The organism is Flavobacterium sp. (assembly GCF_031411595.1).
Taxonomy (GTDB): domain Bacteria; phylum Bacteroidota; class Bacteroidia; order Flavobacteriales; family Flavobacteriaceae; genus Flavobacterium.
In genome coordinates, this window is record NZ_JANOBI010000021.1 from 104,673 (window position 1) to 124,929 (window position 20,257).

A 20,257-nucleotide genomic window follows, 5' to 3' on the forward strand; every position below is an offset into this window, starting at 1 on the left:
TAGTTTACAGACATGAAGAAAATTTACTTCGTAATTACCTTCTTATTTTTATATACTGCGACTATTGGACAAACCGTTCCAATTTTTCCGCAAGACAGTTCTTGGAAGTATTTATACGATCAATTCGATTTAGGAATGACATGGCGCACTACGACTTTCGATGATAGTGCATGGCTTGTCGGCAGTGGTGAATTTGGTTATGGCGATGGCGATGAAATAACCCTTGTAGATTCTGACACCAATGGCACTGATAAGCATCGAACCATTTATTTCAGAAAAACATTTACACTCACCAACCCTACTGCCTATAGCTGGTATAATTTCAGTATGCTTCGTGATGATGGCGCTGTGGTGTATTTGAATGGAAAAGAAATCGCAAGAAGCAATATGAGTAATGCCGATTCGGCCTATTCTAATTTGGCTGCTTCCGAAGTAAAAGTCGGCGATGAAGTTACTTTTTACGGTTTCTATATCCATGCTGATTCTTTTGTTGCAGGCGATAATGTGCTGGCTGTTGAAATTCACCAAGCAATAGTTGATGATCTAGATCTAAGTTTTAATGCTAAGTTGGACGCGGTTGTACCTCCGAGTTGTACGACGCCAAAAACGATTACTGCTAACGCAATCACTACAACATCAGCATCACTTTCTTGGGATGCCGTTTCGGGAGCCAGCAGTTATAATGTTCGATACCGAAAAGCCGGAACCGCAATTTGGACCAATACAACAGCTACCAATACACCATTAAATATTACAGGATTATTGCCGGCAACGAATTATGAATTTGCAATTCAAGCGCTTTGTTCCGCTACAAGTGATTATAGTGATTTGACTTATTTTACAACACTTACGGCTTATTGTGTAACGCCAAGTTCGCTTGTTGCCAGCAATGTCACTGCATCAACAGCGACACTTTCTTGGGCTGCAGTTGAAGGTGCTTCAAGTTATACGATTCAATACCGACGCATTAGCACCACAACTTGGACTACAACAACAGCAGCAACCAATACACTATCGATTACAGGATTATTAGAAAGTAGTGCTTATGAATTTCAAGTGCAAGCCGCTTGTTTAATCAACAGCGCATTTAGTGCTTCCGGCAATTTTACGACACTTACTTCGGGAACAAATTTTATCATTGCAGCCAATTCCGCTTGGAAATATTTAGACAACGGAACCAATCAAGGAACCGCTTGGCGCGCCAATACTTTTAATGATGCTTCTTGGGCAACCAACAATACGAAATTTGGTTATGGTGAAGGCGATGAAGCTACGATTGTCAATTACGGTCCAGATGCTAATAATAAATATGTAACCACTTATTTCAGAAGATCGTTTTTGATTAGCAATCCATTAGCCTATACTTCGGTGTTGTTTGAAGTGCTTCGCGATGATGGCGTTGTTGTGTATTTGAACGGAACGGAAATCTTTCGCAATAATCTTCCAACGGGTACCATTAATTATAATACTTACGCTATCGTTTCTGTTGGTGGCACTGATGAAACCACTTGGTATAGTGTTCCTATCGATGCATCTACACTTTTGACAGGAAACAATGTCATCGCTGTTGAAATTCACCAGCAATCATTGGCCAGTTCAGATCTTAGTTTCAACGGACGTTTATCCGCTACGATTCCGACAGCATGCGGCAATCCGGATGCACTCGTCGTTACCAATATAGCATCATCTGCTGCAGTATTAAACTGGCAAGTCGTTAGTGGTGCAACAAGTTATAATGTACAATATCGTTTGGCAGACACTGAAGCATGGACAACAACAACTGCAACTGCTACCTCAAAACCATTAACGGGATTAATTCCGGAAAGCCATTATCAATTTAAAGTGCAAGCTGTATGCAGTGCGATTGGCGATTATAGTGCCATAGCCAATTTTATGACCGTTGCTTTAGGTTGTGATCTTAGTACAGCACTCAATGCTACTCCGGTTACAGCAACAACTGCAACACTTTTATGGCAAGCCGTAGCTGATGCAACGATGTATGACATTCGATACCGACAAGTAGACACTGAAGAATGGAATACGGAGGAATCCAATACCAATACAAAACGCATCACGGGATTAAGACCACAAACCGTTTACGAATTTCAAGTGCAAGTGGTTTGTTCTTTTTCGAGCGGTTATAGTAATACCTACAATTTTATTACAACAGCACCAACTTGTTCGACACCATCAGGCGTTAGTGTCCTATCTAACAGTGCTTCTATGGTCATTGTGAATTGGAATGAGGTGATCGATGCAACATCTTATAACATACAATATCAATTGGCAGGAACCAATTCATGGGTTACAGTTACCTCAGCAACCAATACAAAAACTATCACGGGATTGATTGCAGCAACGCAGTATGAATTTCGCGTTCAAGCCGTATGTTCTTTCAATAGTAATTATAGTTCACCTATAAGTTTTACGACTTATGCTGCGGGCACAGACACCTTTCTTGCAGCCAATGCCACTTGGAAATATTTAGACAACGGAACCAATCAAGGAACCGCTTGGCGCACCAATACTTTTAATGACACTTCTTGGGCAAGTGGCAATGCCGAATTGGGTTATGGTGATGGCGATGAGGCAACCATTGTGAGTTACGGTCCAAATCCAAACACTAAATATCTTACTACTTATTTCAGAAAATCATTTACGGTAATCAATCCGACTGCTTATACTGACATTACTTTAGGTGTTATATTCGATGACGGTGTTGTAGTATACCTCAATGGAAACGAAGTATACCGAGCCAACATGCCAGCAGGAACCATCAATTATAATACGCCTGCAGCTATTGCATCAAGCGGTGCTGCAGAATCGACGTGGAATATGGTTACCTTAAATTCATCGCTGTTTTTAACCGGTACTAATGTATTAACCGCTGAAGTTCACCAAATATCTTTTGATAGTTCCGATTTAAGTTTTAATGCCCGATTGACAGCTCCTAGTAGTCAACCAACAGCAGTAGTTACGCGTGGAGCGTATTTACAAAAACTGAACTCCAATGGTGTTACGATTCGTTGGCGTACTGATATTCCTAGCAATAGTAATGTTAATTATGGAGTCAGTGTAGCCTACGGAAATAATACTTCCGATGAATCACTAACTACGGAACATGAAGTCACATTAACAGGATTGATTTCAGGTGCTAAATATTACTATTCTATAGGAACTACCACCCAAATTTTGCAAGGCGATCTCAAAAACAATTTCATCACCGCACCTACTGAAGGAAGTACAATACCGGTTCGCATCTGGGGTATTGGTGATTTCGGGAATGGAACCAACAACCAGTTGAATGTGCGCAATGCCTACACGAATTACACCGGAACAACACCAACCAACCTTTGGTTGTGGCTCGGCGACAATGCTTATACAACGGGTACAGATACTGAATTTCAAGATCGCGTTTTCAATCAATATACCGATCAGTTGAAAAGCATGCCGGTATTTCCTACGCCTGGTAATCATGATTATAACGAAACCGGTTATCAGCAAGAAAGTACCTTATCTACCAATTATCCTTATTTCTCCATTTTCTCTTTACCGCAAAACGCAGAATGTGGTGGCGTTGCTTCGGGTTCACCAAAGTATTATTCGTTTAATTACGCCAACATTCATTTTATTTCGATAGACAGTTACGGCACATTGAATGCTCCGGGAAGTCCGATGCATACATGGTTAATCAACGATTTAGCTGCTAACACACAACGTTGGACCATAGTTTACATGCATTATCCGCCTTATACATACGGCACCCACAACAGCGATACCGAAACCACGCTGATCGATATGCGAACCATTCTTGTTCCATTGCTCGAGAGTTACCATGTGGATGTTTTGCTTGCCGGACATTCGCACGTGAATGAAAGAAGTTATATGATTAAAGGGCATTATGATGTGGCTAACACTTTTACCGAAGCAATGAAAGTTAGCCCGCAAAACAACAATTTTGTAAAAACACCACCATACGACGGCACTGTTTATGCGGTTTGCGGCACATCGGGACAAAATCCTCAAGTGGTAAATCAGCCTGGATTTCCGATGCCTGCTATGTATTTTAATAACAACACCAACAATTGCTCTTTGGTGATTGATGTTAATGGCGATAATTTCTCTTGTAAATATCTTACTTCAACCGGCGTTATTGCGGATGAATTTACAATCACGAAAAACTAAAATTAACCGCAAAGAGCGCAAGGTTATACGCAAAGAGCGCAAGGCTTTTTTGATAACATCAATTCCTATCACAACATTTGGCTGTTAAAAAATCACATCCAGATTTTAGAATAATACATAAATGATTAAAGCCACAAATGCACGAATTTTATAATCAATTCGTGCATTTGTGGCTTTGTCTTTTTAAACGATTTAAAAGAAATCTAACTCATTTCAATACCGTTTTCTTCCAGAATTTCTATCAAATAACTGCTTTGATTCGGATCATATTGCTCGATGCCGCTCTGATACCATTGCAAAATAATATGCAATTGAAAAGAAGTATAATATTCGGTATCAATACTCAAACCCAACATACCCGCTAATAGAAAATCTTCTAAAATTTTGGTATTCACAATACGTTTGGGCACGCCATTCCTTAGCGAACCATTCATACTTTCGAATTCTAATCTCCCCAAATTAAATCCTGTGGTAAAAGCTTCATTATGTCTTTTTCTGTTGATTTGTATCTCCGGATTTAATCCGTTGGAATACCCTTCAAAATAATCCAATCGGTAAACTGGACTGTGTGTATCTTTCATATTCATAGGTTGAACGTTTGAATTTCTACTCAAACATATCAACTATACTTTAATAAAAAATTTAAAATCGTTGAAATGATAAAATACTCTTCCAATCACAATGGCAGTGACGTTTATCGATGAAATATGCCGCTGAGGAATGCTCCAAAATTTCACGACTCATTGTCGGTTTCTTTTCATAACTTCGCTTTGCTTTTGAAAACACAATCTTATTAATCTATCAAAATAAAGCTATGCATTCTAAATGGGAAAAATTACTCAAAGAATTGGCCAATCTGTGCTTCTTTTGGTTTTTTGGTGTATTGTTTTTTTTAGTATTTCGAATAACCTTTATAAGCATCTATCACAAACAATTATCACAAGCTGTATCGGCCAATGAAATCGCAAAAACATTACTCATGGGATTCCGTTTCGATTGCACTGCCGTTTCTTATTTCCTGATCTTGCCTTTCCTATTATTATGGTCACTCTCTTATTTCGATTTATTTAAAGTGATAAAATCAACGCGAATTGTATGTCAATACTTATTCGTTTTCTTATCGACAATCATCTGCATTGTCACCATTAATTATTTTGCGGAATACCACAACCAATTCAATAACTTTTTGTTTTTAAGTTTGTATGACGATCAAAAAGCCGTCTTCAATACGATACTCGAAGATTTTCATCCTTGGCGGAATCTAATGGCTATAATCGTTTGCATTGTTGTTGGAATTTTTATTTTGAAGTTTTTCGAAAACAAAGATTTCATCTACAGACAATTGTTGAAGTTGCATTTCAAAGGAAATAAAACGATAATCATTATCCCTTCATTGATCTTATTTGCTTTCAGTATCCGAGGTTCCGTTAACGATGTGCCTGCTTTAAGAAAATGGGCTGGTGTTTCGAGCGATGGCTTTTTAAATAAAACCATCATCAATCCGTATCGTTCTTTGATTTATGCGATGGAAGATTTTGATGAAATTAATATTCTCAATGGGAAAAATCCGTATTTGAATGAAGCTGATTTTTATGGTACTTTTTCCAAACCTCAAGTCAGCGATTATTTGAAAAAGCAAGCCCAAGGCGCGATGATTGAAAAACCCAAACAAATATTTCTCGTCATCATGGAAAGCTACGACTCGTGGCCGCTGATGGATCAATATGCGCCATTCCAATTTTCAACGCAACTTAGAGCGCTCAAAAACAATGGAACGCATTTCAATTATTTCCTTCCGGCTGCCGATGCGACTTTCGATTCGTTTGGTGCTGTCGTTACGAATGTTCCTTACACTGGCGTGAATATCAGTAAAATTGGGGAACTCAACGAACCGTTTGTAACCTCAATATTTTCACAATTTAAAAAACTGGGTTATCAAACCAATCTGTTTTATGGTGGATTTTCGAGTTGGCAGAATATCGCAGAATTTTCAAAGTATCAAGGTGTTGATCGTTTTTTCTCAGCAACCGATGCCGGTGGCGATAGCAATTCGGGAACTTGGGGCGTCGAAGATGAAAAACTTTTTGATTTGGTCGTGGCCAAAACTGATATGACGAAATATTCCTTGAATATTATATTGACATCCAGTTATCACGCACCTTATACTGTTGATGTTTATAAAAAGGGATTTCCGTATCGCAGTGAAAAAGATTTCCCCGAAGCAATGAAACCCTATTATGACGGCAGTATGACCTTCGAAGAAATGGGCCATTTATGGTACGGCGATTATGCTATCGGAAAATTTATGGAGCAAGCCACCAAAAAATATCCAACGGCGATTTATTCCTTTACTGGCGATCACTTTGGAAGACGTTTCATCAACAGCAAGCCGAATTTGTATGAAAGAAGTTCGGTTGGTTTTATTATGTATGGCAAGAATATTCCGAAAACCGTCAATCATACAGCGGGTTCTCATATTGACATTATGCCGACATTAATCGAAATGATTGCGCCGAAAGGTTTTGAATATTACAGTTTTGGCACTTCGATGTATGCGCCACAAAAAGCGATGAGTATTGCATTCAACAAAATCATTACGAACGACGAATTGTATTATTTACCCAAAGAAGCACAAGTCGAAAAAATAGAACTTGCAAGCATGAAAGAATCGCAAATCAATGCCACACCTTTAGTATCCGATTACAACAAACAAATGGGTTTGGCTTGGTATTGTACGATGAAAGGCAATGCGATTAAAAAACAGTAATGGCACATCTATTTGGCTACAAAATAATTTTATTTTTTTCATTTACCTCTTAAAAATCTCCTATTGATTTCATTTCCTTAAAATTAACTTAAGATAAACGAGTTTTATAGGTGTTCAACGACTTTTTTTCACATTGGCTTTTTACTTCCTTTATTTTGTAAGTAGTTTAATTCCCCAAATTAAATTAATGCTTAAATCTTATTTCATTATGAAAAGAATACAATTCGCCATTGTAATGGTCTTCTTGTCTATAGTCACTTTTGGACAAACCACGATTATTCCTCAAAATAGTTCGTGGAAGTATTTAGACAACGGAACCGATCAAGGAACCAATTGGCGTTCAACCGCTTTCAGTGATACTTCCTGGACAACTGGAAATGCGGAACTTGGTTATGGCGATGGCGGTGAAGCTACAGTAGTAAGTAGTGTCATCAAACCTGTGACTACTTATTTCAGAAAAACTTTTTCGGTGCCGAATCCGAGTTTGTATTCCACTTTTACATTGAGTTTGTTGCGTGATGATGGTGCTGTGGTATACCTCAACGGCGTTGAAGTAGCCAGAAGCAATATGCCGACGGGAACGATCATCAATACTACTTTGGCAAGTTCGGAGATCACCGGAACCAATGAAACAGCTTATACTAACTTTTCAATCAATCCATCGCTTTTTGTCGTTGGAAACAATGTGTTGAGCATTGAATTGCATCAAGCCACAACGAATAATATCGATTTAAGTTTTAATTTAAAACTAACGGCTACTACCGGATTTTGCGGTACACCGATTTCGCTCAATGCAACATCAGTTACAGCAACATCGGCAACACTCAATTGGTCGGCTGTTCCTAGCATATTCAGTTATACTGTTCAATACCGCCCAATCGGAAACGCGATATGGTCTTCTGCAACGGTAACTACAAACAGTAAAGCATTAACAGGATTAAATCATAGTACCACTTATGAATTTCAAGTCAAAGCCAATTGTTTGATTGCCGGCGGTTATAGTGCTTCGGCTACGTTTACAACGGTTACGCCAACTTGTGCTGTTCCGACTGCTTTGGTCGCATCGAATGTTGCGAATACGACTGCAACACTTTCATGGGCTGCAGTTGCGGGTGCTACGAGTTATAATATTCAATACAGAAAAACAGGAACCACCACCTGGACAACAACAACGGCTACGACTGCAACCAAATCACTCACTGGTTTGACAGCGGGATCTGCTTATGATTTTCAAGTGCAAGCGGTGTGTCTTATCACAAGTGCCTACAGTGCAATCGCTAATTTTACTACGATAGCGTACAGTTGTGGTACGCCTACCGCTTTAACGGCAAGTGCTATCACTACGACAACCGCGACAATTTCATGGTCGACAGTTTCGGGTGCGACGAGTTATAATATACAAGGAAGGGTTTTAGGAACAACAACCTGGACGCTTTTAACATCAAATACAGCTTCATTAGCTGTAACTGGTCTGACAGCCGGAACGACTTATGAATTTCAAGTGCAAGCAGTTTGTGCTATAACGAGTGCTTATAGTTCGCTGGCTAGTTTTACAACAATTTCTTTAAGCTGTGGCGCGCCGACTTCATTAAACACAAGCGCTATTGCCACTACATCGGCTACACTTTCGTGGATGACAGTTTCGGGTGTTGCGAGTTATAACATTCGATACAGAAAAACAGGAACCACCACTTGGACAACAACAACGGCTACTACGGCAACGAAATCAATTACGGGTTTATTGGAAGCAACTGCTTATGAGTTTCAAGTGCAATCTGTGTGTGCTATAACCAGTGCTTACAGCGCGCTTGCTAGTTTTACAACATTGTCAAGTTGTGGAATTCCAAGTGCTTTAAGTACGAGTGCTATTACCACTTCTTCTGCAACACTTTCGTGGGCATCAGTTGCGGGTGCTACGAGTTATAACATCCAATACCGACCAACAGGAACTGCAACATGGACAACAGCAACATCGACGACAAATTCAAAATCGATAACCAATTTGTTGGCGACTACTTCATACGAATTTCAAGTGCAGGCTTTATGTAGTTCGGCTAATGCTTATAGTGCGTCTGCAAATTTCACTACATCAACGCCTTCTTGCGATGTACCGAGTGCTTTGGTTGCATCGAACATTACAACTTCAACAGCTGTGCTTTCATGGCAAACAGTTGTTGGCGCAACAAGTTATAACATCCAATACCGACCAACCGGAACAGCAACTTGGACTAGTTTAAATGCAACTACTAATACGATCAATTTAAGTAATTTATTGATGGCAACCAATTACGAGTTTCAAGTGCAAGCTTTGTGTATCGTTACGAGTGCGTATAGTGCGTCTGCAAATTTCACTACATCAACGCCTACTTGTGATGTGCCGACTGCATTGATTGCATCGAACATTACAACTGCTTCCGCTACACTTTCGTGGATGGCGGTTTCAGGAGCTACGGGTTATAACATGCAATACAAACCAACAGGAACTGCAACTTGGACTAGTTTAAATGCAACTACCAATACGATCAATTTAAGTAATTTATTGATGGCGACCAATTACGAGTTTCAAGTGCAAGCTTTGTGTATGGTAACTAGTGCTTATAGTGCTTCAGTTAATTTTACAACAGCTGCGCCTCCTTGTTCGGTACCGAGCAGTTTAACTGCATCGAACATTACAACTACATCGGCAACACTTTCATGGTTGGCGGTTGATGGTGCTACGGGTTATACTATTCAATACAGAAAAATAGGCACTGCAACTTGGAATCAAACAACAGCTGCGACTACTTCAACTTCACTAATTGGATTGTTGGAAAACAGCAATTATGAATTTCAAGTGCAAGCGGTTTGTGTTGCTAATTCTAATTTTAGTTCGTCGGCGAATTTCACTACACTTACTTCGGGCACGAGTTTTATATTTCCTGCCGGTACTACTTGGAAATACTTAGACAACGGAACCGATCAAGGAATAGCTTGGCGCGATGCTGCTTTTAATGATACTACTTGGGCTAGTAATAACGCAGAATTTGGTTATGGCGATGGCGGTGAAACTACGATTGTCAATTATGGAACTGATCCTATTAATAAATACATTACGACCTATTTTAGAAAATCATTCAATATTACCAATCCGTCAGTCTACAGTAATTTTACATTCGATCTTATTCGCGATGATGGCGCTGTAGTGTATTTGAATGGTGTTGAAATCTACCGCAACAACATGCCTACAACCAACATTGCTTATAACACTTTAGCCACTATTGCAGCTAGCGGTGTTGATGAAACGACATGGTATACAGTTTCATTAAATCCAGCATTATTTTTAAACGGAGCGAATGTGTTGGCGGTTGAAATGCACCAACAATTTCCCGATAGTTCTGATCTTAGTTTTAATGGTCGATTGTCCGGAACCATTTCAGCAGGATGCAGTACTCCTGATGCTGTGACTATTAGTGAAGTGGGTTCGACTTCTGCCACAATTTCTTGGCAAGCCGTTACTGAAGCTGTAAGTTATAACATTCAATATCGACCAACTTTAAGCTCTACATGGACAACAATCACAAGCAATACCAATACTAAAACTATAACAGGATTGACGCCTACGACTAGATACGAATTTCAATTGCAAACGGTGTGTTCAACTACAAGTCCGTTTGGTGCAATCGGCAATTTTTCTACCAATACTTCTTCTTGTAATACACCTACTAATGTCACTATTGCTTCTAATACAGCTTCAACTATTGTTCTCAATTGGCTAGAAGTTGAAGGCGCTACGAGTTATAACATTCAATACCAATTGGCCGGAAGCAATTCATGGATTACGACTGCATCGACTACAAATTCAAAAATGATTAGCGGACTCATTGCTGCAACGGCTTATGAATTTAGAGTGCAAGCGGTTTGTGCCTTCACCGGAGATTACAGTAGTGTTGCAAGTTTTACTACTTATAATGATGGTACGGATACTTTTATTGCGGCCAATTCAACCTGGAAATATTTAGACAATGGCACCAATCAAGGAACGGCTTGGCGCGATGCTTCGTTTAATGATGCCGCTTGGGCCAGCAACAATGCAGAATTAGGATATGGTGATGGTGATGAAAGAACCGTTGTTAGTTACGGGCCAGATGCAAACAATAAATACCTTACCACTTATTTCAGAAAATCATTTACGGTACTCAATCCGGCGGCTTATACTGAACTTACATTAGGTGTCGTGTTTGATGATGGTGTCGTAGTGTACCTCAACGGAAATGAAGTCTATAGAGCGAACATGCCTACAGGAATCATCAATTACAATACTCCAGCATCGGTATCGGTGAGTAGTCCGGCGGAATCGGCTTGGAATACCATTGCGTTAAATTCATCGCTGTTTTTGACTGGCACCAATGTATTAACGGCAGAAGTGCACCAACAATCTTATGACAGTTCAGACCTTAGTTTTAATGCTAGATTAACTGCACCAAGCAGCACCATTGCTACGGTTGTTACTCGCGGTGCTTACTTGCAAAAATTAAATTCAAATGGCATTACCATTCGTTGGAGAACTGACATTGCTTCAAATTCTCAAGTACAATATGGAACTAGTATGGCTTATGGTACTGTAGCTTCCAATGCGAATTTGGTTACAGAGCATGAAGTGACTTTAACAGGGTTAACGCCCAATACAAAATATTTCTATTCGATAGGAACAACGTCACAAACCTTACAAGGTGATTTGAAAAATAATTTTATAACTGCGCCAGTTGTTGGCAGCACAACACCGGTTCGCATTTGGGGTATTGGTGATTTCGGTACCGGAAGCAACAACCAATTGAATGTACGAAACTCCTATATGAATTACACCGGAACAACGCCTACTAACATTTGGATGTGGTTGGGTGATAATGCCTATACAACAGGTACTGATTCTGAATTTCAAGATCGTGTTTTCAATCAATATACCGATCAATTCAAAAATATGGCGGTATTCCCTACTCCAGGGAATCACGATTATAATGAAACCGGATATCAGCAACCAGCTACATTGACAACCAATTATCCTTATTTCTCTATTTTCTCTTTACCACAAAATGGAGAATGTGGCGGTGTGGCTTCGGGTTCACCTAAATATTATTCGTTCAATTATGCCAACATTCATTTTATTTCAATAGACAGTTATGGCACATTGAATGCTCCTGGAAGTCCAATGCACTCTTGGCTTACGAACGACTTAGCAGCCAACACACAACGTTGGACCATCGTTTTCATGCACTATCCGCCTTACACTTACGGCACACATAATAGCGATACTGAAACCACGCTAATCGATATGCGAACCATTCTTGTTCCGTTACTCGAAAGTTATCATGTGGATCTGGTGCTTACTGGACATTCGCACGTGAATGAAAGAAGTTATTTAATCAAAGGACATTATGATGTGGCTTCCACTTTTACAGCAGCGATGAAAGTCAGTCCGGAAACCAATAATTTTGTAAAAACACCACCTTACGATGGTACAGTATATGCGGTTTGTGGTACATCAGGTCAAAATCCTGAAGTGGTTAATCAACCAGGATTCCCAATGCCTGCTATGTATTTTAGCAATAATACCAACAACTGTTCTCTCGTTATCGATGTTGATAATAATAAGCTGTCTTGCAAATACCTTGCTTCTACTGGAGCCATTGTAGATGACTTTTCAATCACTAAAATAGGCAGTAGTGCGAGAAATGCTTCATTAACCAATGATGAAGATGTAAAAGATACTTTGAATGTATTTGCCAATAAAAGCACCATCACACTAGATTATACTTTGAATGAAGATTCCGAAGTATCCGCCGAATTGATCAACCTCATGGGTGAAATCATGATGACCATCAAACAAATACCGAATTCACAATCGAAAGGAAGTTATAATTTTGAAGTGCCAACAGGACATTATTTAGCCGACGGTTTCTATTTTATAAGAATGGTTATCAATGGAAAACCTTTAGTTAAAAAAGTATATGTAATGAAATAAAACATTTTTAAAATAACCTTTTTACTAACCGAATTTCACTAATCAGCACCAATTAATTCGTGCTCATTAGTGAAATTCGTGTTTAAATTAATTCCAATAATAAACTACGATTTGTATATTTACCTACTTAAAATTTAAACCCAAAAAAATGCAACACCTCATAGACCGTTTTATCAGTTATGTTACGATTGATACCGAATCTGATCCGAATTCAACTACAACGCCAAGTACAAAAAAGCAATTGGTGCTCGCTAATTTATTAGTTAAAGAACTCAAAGCTATCGGAATGACCGACGTAACGATTGATAAAAATGGCTACGTTATGGGAACTTTGGAAAGCAATGTCGAACATCAAGTGCCTACAATCGGGTTTGTTTCGCATTATGATACCACGCCGGATTTTACGGGTTTGAATGTAAAACCGCAAATCGTCAAGAATTATGATGGCGGCGATATTGTGTTGAATAAAGCACAGAATATCATCTTATCTCCAAATTATTTCAAAGATTTATTATTGTATAAAGGCCAAACGTTAATCACAACGAATGGTTTGACATTACTAGGCGCCGACGACAAAGCCGGATTGACCGAAATCGTAACTGCGATGGAATATCTGATTCAAAACCCTGACATCAAACATGGAAAAATCAGAGTTGGTTTTACGCCTGATGAAGAAATTGGCCGTGGCGCAGATTTATTCGATGTAGAGAAATTCGGAGCCGAATGGGCTTACACGATGGATGGCAGTCAGATTGGTGAACTCGAATATGAAAACTTCAACGCTGCTGGTGCCAAAATTACTTTCAAAGGAAAGAGCGTGCATCCGGGTTATGCGAAAGGAAAGATGATCAATTCGATGTTGATTGCGAATGATTTCATCAATGAATTGCCGAAGCATGAAACGCCTCAAGAAACAAAAAATTACGAAGGTTTTTTCCATGTGCATCATTTGACCGGTTCGATTGAAGAAACCGTTCTTGAAATTATCATTCGCGATCACGATGCGAAAAAATTCAAAAAACGCAAAGAATTGATTCATTCGATTACCAAAAAATTCAATAAGAAATTTGCCAAACAGTTCGGTGAAGATATTGTGATTGCTGAAGTCAAAGACCAATATTACAACATGAAAGAAAAAGTGGAACCTGTAATGTTCATTGTCGACTTAGCCGAAAAAGCAATGAAAAAATTAGGTATTAAACCACTAATTAAACCGATTCGTGGCGGAACAGACGGTTGCAGATTGTCATATATGGGATTGCCTTGTCCGAACATTTTTGCGGGCGGGCATAACTTTCACGGCAAATACGAATACGTTCCTGTAGAAAGTATGCAAAAAGCCGTTGATGTGATTATTAAAATTGCTGAACTTACTGCTACTACAGATTTCACCAAAAAAGACAAGAAGAAGAAAAAATAAATCCGTTGGAAAAGGAATCGAAAAATACCTGGGATAAAACCAATAGTTGGAGCGTGGAGCTTGAACTGCTCAGGGAAATTATCGTCAAAACCCAACTCGTAACTACGAACAAATGGGGCGGTGAAGTGTATACTTTCAACGGAAAAAATGTCGTGGGAATTGGCGGTTTTAAAAACTATTTTACGATTTGGTTTTTTAATGGTGTATTTCTGAAAGACGCTAAAAATGTATTGGTCAATGCGCAGGAAGGTGTGACAAAATCATTGCGACAATGGCGTTTTTATTCGAAAGATGAACTTGACGAAAAACTGATTTTGGCTTATATCGACGAAGCCATCGAAAATGAAAAGCTCGGTATGAAACTGGCGCCTGCCAAAAAGCAAACCATTATTTCTGATTTTTTTCAAAACGAATTGAAAGCCGATTTAGAATTGAAAAAAGGTTTTGAAAAACTCACGCCAGGAAAACAACGCGAATATGTTGAGTATATTGATACTGCAAAGCGTGAGGAAACTAAAGTCACACGCATGGAAAAAATCAAGCCTATGATCATTTCCGGAATTGGATTCAATGATAAATACAAATAAACAAATACAGTATATCTAAAAACACTTTGCGGCTCTGCGTCTTTGCGAGATTAATAAATGTCACGCAAATACGCAGAGCCGCAAAGTTATAAGAGGAAACCAAAATCACGCGTATGGAAAAAATCAAGCCTATGATTATTTCGGGAATTGGACTCAATGATAAATACAAATAGACAAATACAGTATATCTAAAAAAAATTTGCGGCTCTGCGTCTTTGCGAGATTAATAAATGTCACGCAAAGACGCAAAGCCGCAAAGTTATAAAACGAAAGGTTTTATTTTTTCGCCAATGCCGCGCTCATTTCCATCGAAATGGCAGAACGTTCCATTTTTAGTTTTCCTGACATGGTTTCGATGACGATGGTCGTGTCTGCCAATTCAGCGATTTTTCCGTGAATACCGCTTTTGGTAACGATTTTATCACCTACTTTCAATTCTGCTTCGAATTTTTTTTCATCTTTCGCTCTTTTTTGTTGTGGTCGTATCATGAAAAAATAAATCACTACGAACATTAAAATAAACGGTAAGAATTGTTGAATTTGTGCCATATAGTTATTGTGTTATTGCTATCAGGTTTTAAACTGATTATTATTAATTGTAAATTATTGCTGTTTTTTACATCAAACCTCTACCGGTTTTATTGAGTCGATTGTTGGTTTGAAATTCCTTCACCAAATTATCCAAAATACCATTAATGAAAATACTGCTTTTTGGTGTTGAATATTCTTTGGCAATTTCTAGATATTCATTGATGGTCACTTTCATCGGAATCGAAGGAAATTTCAGAAATTCACAAATCGCCATTTTAAGTATGATGGTGTCGATTTCCGCAATACGTTCGGTATCCCAATTGGGTGTTTTGTTGATATATTCTTTGGCGAGTTCGGTTTCGTTGAGAATGGTTTTTCGGAATAAATCCGTTACAAATTGTTCGTCTTCGCTGTCTTTGTAAAGCTTTGGTACCGAGAAATTATCGTTCGATTTCATCGCTTTCAATTGCTTGATGATTTGCGTATTGACTACCGGAATATCATCGACCCAAGTGAGTTTGTAATCTTCGAGATAATCATAAAGCTTGTCATTCGCAGCAATCACTTCCATGAAAAGTGCTACAGCAAATTCTTGATCTTCATCGAAAGTATTGACGCGATTTTTCATGTATGTCGCATACAAATTACTCTTTTTGATATCGGCTAAAAGCAATAGAATGTAATCATCGTTTAATGTCCAATTCGTGATTTTACGATCTTCGATGGCTTGCAGTAAAGATTTGTTTTCCGACAACAATTTGAAAATCGCATTGTTGATAAACTTCTTGTTGGCGTTTTTATCTTCGGCAGTCGCCAAATGTTTGATGCTTGATTTGTCGAGAAAAAGGGCTTCTTTTTTACAGATTTCTATTAAAGTAGAAAACATGAGCAAGTATAAATCTAGAATGTTATCAATACTGTAGCGCAGAAACTTTTCTTGTTTCTCAATATTATCGGAACCATTTTGATGCATCGCATAAATCGATTGCATTACTTTAACACGGATGTGACGTCTGTTTAGCACCTGGTAAGAACTTTTAAAAATTAAACGGAGCGAAAGAAAATCAATCGCTCCGCAAAAATAACAATATTATTGATACCTGATTAGGTATTCTGATTTTCTTTTTTTCTGTCGGTAATGCGTTTCTGAGCAATTGACAAAGCCGCTTGATGCGTTGTAATACCTTGCTTTTCTGCAAAACTGAAAATCTCTAAAGTCGTATTGAAGATATTTTCGGTTCTTTTCAAAGCTTCTTCTTTACCATAACCTACGATTTCTCCGTATACGTTGATGATTCCACCCGCGTTTATTAAGAAATCAGGTGCGTAAGCAATGCCTTTTTCTTTCAAAATTTGCCCATGAATTTGCTCATTCGCCAATTGATTGTTCGCAGCTCCAGCAATGACTTGCGCTTTAATTTTATGAATGGTATCGTCATTAATCGTAGCTCCTAAAGCACATGGCGCGTAAATATCAACATCAGCAGCATACAAATCAGCACCTTTAAATATAGTCGCTCCGTATTTAGACTGCATTTCTTGAAGGCGGTTTTCATTAATATCGGTAATCTGAACCAGTGCACCTTCTTTAGTTAGAAAATCTACCAAAGTTTCACCAACATGCCCGATACCTTGCACCAAAACTTTTTTACCATCGAGTTTTTCTGAACCAAATTTATATTTTGCCGCAGCTTTCATTCCCATATAAACGCCATAAGCCGTTACAGGCGAAGGATTTCCTGAACCACCTCTGGCTTCAGAGATTCCGGTTACATAAGGTGTAATGTCACGAATCATATCCATGTCTGGTGTAGTCGTTCCCACATCTTCGGCCGTAATATATTTTCCGCTTAAAGAATGAACATACTCCGCGAATTTTTTTATCATTTCAGGAGTTTTATCAACCTTAGCATCGGCAATGATTACGGCTTTTCCACCACCAAGGTTTAAACCTGAAATGGCTGATTTATAAGTCATACCTCTTGAAAGTCTCAAGACGTCATTCAATGCTTCCCATTCGTTGGCGTATTTCCACATTCTAGTGCCACCTAAAGCCGGGCCTAAAACTGTATTATGAATTCCTATTATTGCTTTTAATCCAGTATCTTTGTCGTTGCAAAAAACGATTTGTTCGTGGTCATTAAAAGACACTTGCCCGAAGACAGGATCTACTTTTTGCAGCTCTTTTGGGGTAACGATTTCTGTGATCATAATTTTGAGTTTGCTATTGGGGGATTATCAAAAATGCTATGCAAATTTATTATTAAAATCAAAATATCATAATATATTTGGATTTAATTATCGATTTACTAAAATAGTATTGATATACAGGATTTTATACAATTATCAAAACCGCTTTTGCTTTAACAAAATAACAGAGTATTATCTTTAGATTATCATAATAAAATGAAAGAATTACAATATTTGAATAAATATTTCATCAAATACAAATACAGTTTTTTAATAGGAATTATCACTACAATCGTCGCTCAGATTTTCTCGCTATTCACGCCAAAATTAATCAGCAAATCGTTTAAAGCTATAGAAGATTTTTCGAAACAAAATAGCGTCGATTCATCATTGATTCAAAAGGAATTGATTCACAATATTTTACTGATTATTGCTACGACCATCATTGCCGGTTTTTTGACTTTTTTGATGCGACAAACTTTAATTGTGATGTCACGCCACATTGAATTCGATGTAAAAAACGAAGTGTTCCGCCAATACGAAAACCTCTCACAAAATTTCTACAAACAAAACCGAACCGGCGATTTGATGAACCGAATTAGTGAAGATGTTGGCAAAGTCCGCATGTATGTTGGCCCGGCAGTCATGTATACGATCAACACTTTCATCCGTTTCGCCATTGTCATTGTCTATATGTATAATGTTTCACCGCGACTGACCTTATATTCGTTGCTTCCACTGCCGATTTTGTCTTATATCATTTTCAAATTGAGTTCAGAAATCAACAAGCGCAGTACGATTTTTCAACAGTATTTATCGAAAGTATCGAGTTTTACGCAAGAAGTATTTTCGGGAATTCGTGTGATTAAAGCGTATTCATTAGAAAATCAATATCAAAATAACCTCGTTGAATTATCCGAAGAAAGCAAAACCAAAAGTTTGCATTTGGCGAAAGTGCAATCACTGTTTGGTCCGTTAATGCTCGCGTTGATTGGCGTGAGTAACTTGGTCGTGATTTATTTTGGTGGTATGATGTATATTAATGGTACCATTCAAAGCATTGGAACCATTGCTGAATTTATTTTGTATATCAATATGCTAACCTGGCCGGTGGCCTCTTTGGGTTGGGTTTCATCGATGGTGCAAGAAGCAGAAGCATCGCAAAAGAGAATTAATGAATTTCTTAAAATTCAACCGGACATTCAAAACAATCATGCTGAAAAATCAATTATTGATGGTTCAATCGAGTTTAAAAATGTAAGCTTCGTTTATGATGACACCCATATTACAGCATTGAAAAATTTAAGTTTTTCCATTAAAAAAGGAGAAACATTAGCGATACTTGGAAAAACCGGTTCGGGAAAATCGAGTATACTGTCGCTCATTAGTAGACTTTACGATGTAACTGAAGGCGAAATTTTAATCGATGGTCAACCCATCAACCAAATCAATCTTTATGATTTGAGAAATAGTATTGGCATCGTGCCTCAAGATGCTTTCCTGTTTTCAGATTCGATTAGCAACAACATCAAGTTCGGAAAGGAAACTGCCACTACCGAAGAAGTGCAAGCTGCGGCCAAGAAAGCAGTGGTTCATGACAACATCATGCAATTCAACAAAGCTTACGAAACCATACTTGGCGAACGTGGTATTACGATTTCCGGCGGGCAAAAACAGCGCGTTTCTATTGCTCGAGCCATTATCAAAAACGCCCCGATTCTGCTGCTTGATGATTGCTTATCAGCTGTAGATACTGAGACTGAAGAAACGATTCTCAATAACTTATTGACTTTCTGTAAAGACAAAACCACCATCATTGTGAGTCATCGTGTATCGTCAGCAAAAAATGCCGATCAGATTATTATTTTGGATGAAGGAAAAATTATCCAACAAGGTTCTCATAATCAATTAATAAACGAAAAAGGATATTATGCCGAATTGTATTTGAAACAACTTTCGGAAAAAGAATTGTCATAATTTTTGTTTTGTAATACATTTTTTACCATTTTTGAAATGAAATTAACACCAAACTAATTGATTGTAGGATTATGAGAGAAAATGATATGTTAGAAAAAGAGGAAATTTTTTCTAAAGTTTTAAGAGCTGGAAGAAGAACGTATTTCTTTGATGTTAGAGCTACAAAGGCCGATGATTATTACATAACCATTACAGAAAGTAAAAAGTTTACGGAGGAAGATGGTTCTTTTCATTTCAAAAAACACAAGATTTATTTGTATAAAGAAGATTTTGCTGCCTTTCAGGAAATTTTAGAAGATATGACTTCGTATGTGCTGAATCATAAAGGAGAAGAAGTTATTTCTGAGCGCCATCAAAAAGATTTTAAGAAAGAATATACCACCGAAAAAACAGAAGAAGATTCGTCGAAAACCAATAGTTTTACGGACATAGAATTTGACGATATTTAATTTTAGATTGCTGTCAACTTATAAATTAAGTCTAAGAACACTGCGTTTTTAGGCTTTTTTTATGTTTTGATTTACCTTATTTTGTTTGTCATATTATTGTGATTCGATTGTATCATTTATTTAAATTGCTCTCAAAAAAATTAAGTGTAGAAA

Annotated in this window: 11 protein-coding genes; 7 read left to right on the forward strand and 4 right to left on the reverse strand. The window is 38.0% G+C overall.

Annotated features, from left to right (window positions below; translation table 11 throughout):
* Nucleotides 1-12 precede the first annotated feature (12 nt).
* Nucleotides 13-4,185 carry a fibronectin type III domain-containing protein gene (locus tag RMO03_RS03875; protein ID WP_309640774.1) on the forward strand — a complete coding sequence of 1,391 codons (4,173 nt, stop codon included), beginning with the start codon at nucleotides 13-15 and terminating at the stop codon, nucleotides 4,183-4,185.
* A gap of 203 nt (nucleotides 4,186-4,388) precedes the next feature.
* On the opposite strand, the gene RMO03_RS03880 is transcribed toward RMO03_RS03875, so the two are convergent.
* The gene (locus tag RMO03_RS03880) at nucleotides 4,389-4,766 is read right to left on the reverse strand and encodes a hypothetical protein (RefSeq protein WP_309640775.1); all 378 of its coding nucleotides are present in this window, start codon (nucleotides 4,764-4,766) and stop codon (nucleotides 4,389-4,391) included.
* Nucleotides 4,767-4,999: 233 nt separating this feature from the next.
* Here RMO03_RS03880 and RMO03_RS03885 point away from each other — a divergent pair, with 233 nt between their 5' ends.
* From RMO03_RS03885 to RMO03_RS03900, 4 genes are all read left to right on the forward strand, one after another.
* The gene (locus tag RMO03_RS03885) at nucleotides 5,000-6,952 is read left to right on the forward strand and encodes an LTA synthase family protein (RefSeq protein ID WP_309640776.1); all 1,953 of its coding nucleotides are present in this window, start codon (nucleotides 5,000-5,002) and stop codon (nucleotides 6,950-6,952) included.
* A 208-nt stretch (nucleotides 6,953-7,160) separates the two neighbouring features.
* A complete protein-coding gene (locus tag RMO03_RS03890; protein ID WP_309640777.1) occupies nucleotides 7,161-12,950 on the forward strand; it encodes a fibronectin type III domain-containing protein in 5,790 nt (1,929 codons plus the stop codon).
* Between the two features lie 148 nt (nucleotides 12,951-13,098).
* Nucleotides 13,099-14,370, forward strand: a complete 1,272-nt coding sequence (gene pepT, locus RMO03_RS03895) for a peptidase T (protein ID WP_309640778.1) — start codon at nucleotides 13,099-13,101, stop codon at nucleotides 14,368-14,370.
* Between the two features lie 5 nt (nucleotides 14,371-14,375).
* Nucleotides 14,376-14,957: a YdeI/OmpD-associated family protein gene (locus tag RMO03_RS03900; protein ID WP_309640779.1), complete on the forward strand. Its 582-nt coding sequence runs from the start codon at nucleotides 14,376-14,378 to the stop codon at nucleotides 14,955-14,957.
* Nucleotides 14,958-15,233: 276 nt separating this feature from the next.
* Here RMO03_RS03900 and yajC read toward each other — a convergent pair whose 3' ends face one another.
* From yajC to RMO03_RS03915, 3 genes are all read right to left on the reverse strand, one after another.
* Entirely contained in the window at nucleotides 15,234-15,506 is a 273-nt protein-coding gene (yajC, locus tag RMO03_RS03905) for a preprotein translocase subunit YajC (protein WP_309640780.1), read from the reverse strand.
* A 67-nt stretch (nucleotides 15,507-15,573) separates the two neighbouring features.
* Nucleotides 15,574-16,479, reverse strand: coding sequence for a transcription antitermination factor NusB (gene nusB, locus RMO03_RS03910; RefSeq protein ID WP_309640873.1), 906 nt, complete (start codon nucleotides 16,477-16,479; stop codon nucleotides 15,574-15,576).
* Nucleotides 16,480-16,592: 113 nt separating this feature from the next.
* A complete protein-coding gene (locus RMO03_RS03915; RefSeq protein ID WP_309640781.1) occupies nucleotides 16,593-17,699 on the reverse strand; it encodes a Glu/Leu/Phe/Val dehydrogenase in 1,107 nt (368 codons plus the stop codon).
* 195 nt (nucleotides 17,700-17,894) lie between these two features.
* Here RMO03_RS03915 and RMO03_RS03920 point away from each other — a divergent pair, with 195 nt between their 5' ends.
* A complete protein-coding gene (locus RMO03_RS03920; protein ID WP_309640782.1) occupies nucleotides 17,895-19,655 on the forward strand; it encodes an ABC transporter ATP-binding protein in 1,761 nt (586 codons plus the stop codon).
* A gap of 71 nt (nucleotides 19,656-19,726) precedes the next feature.
* A complete protein-coding gene (locus tag RMO03_RS03925; RefSeq protein WP_309640783.1) occupies nucleotides 19,727-20,104 on the forward strand; it encodes a PUR family DNA/RNA-binding protein in 378 nt (125 codons plus the stop codon).
* Nucleotides 20,105-20,257: the final 153 nt, after the last annotated feature.

Excerpts from the sequence above, each read along its gene's own strand:
- yajC (WP_309640780.1), bottom strand. The coding sequence starts at position 15,506 with ATGGCACAAATTCAACAATTCTTACCGTTTATTTTAATGTTCGTAGTG.
- RMO03_RS03890 (WP_309640777.1), top strand. The coding sequence starts at position 7,161 with ATGAAAAGAATACAATTCGCCATTGTAATGGTCTTCTTGTCTATAGTC.
- pepT (WP_309640778.1), top strand. The coding sequence starts at position 13,099 with ATGCAACACCTCATAGACCGTTTTATCAGTTATGTTACGATTGATACC.
- nusB (WP_309640873.1), bottom strand. The coding sequence starts at position 16,479 with ATGCAATCGATTTATGCGATGCATCAAAATGGTTCCGATAATATTGAG.
- RMO03_RS03880 (WP_309640775.1), bottom strand. The coding sequence starts at position 4,766 with ATGAAAGATACACACAGTCCAGTTTACCGATTGGATTATTTTGAAGGG.
- RMO03_RS03875 (WP_309640774.1), top strand. The coding sequence starts at position 13 with ATGAAGAAAATTTACTTCGTAATTACCTTCTTATTTTTATATACTGCG.
- RMO03_RS03885 (WP_309640776.1), top strand. The coding sequence starts at position 5,000 with ATGCATTCTAAATGGGAAAAATTACTCAAAGAATTGGCCAATCTGTGC.
- RMO03_RS03915 (WP_309640781.1), bottom strand. The coding sequence starts at position 17,699 with ATGATCACAGAAATCGTTACCCCAAAAGAGCTGCAAAAAGTAGATCCT.
- RMO03_RS03925 (WP_309640783.1), top strand. The coding sequence starts at position 19,727 with ATGAGAGAAAATGATATGTTAGAAAAAGAGGAAATTTTTTCTAAAGTT.
- RMO03_RS03920 (WP_309640782.1), top strand. The coding sequence starts at position 17,895 with ATGAAAGAATTACAATATTTGAATAAATATTTCATCAAATACAAATAC.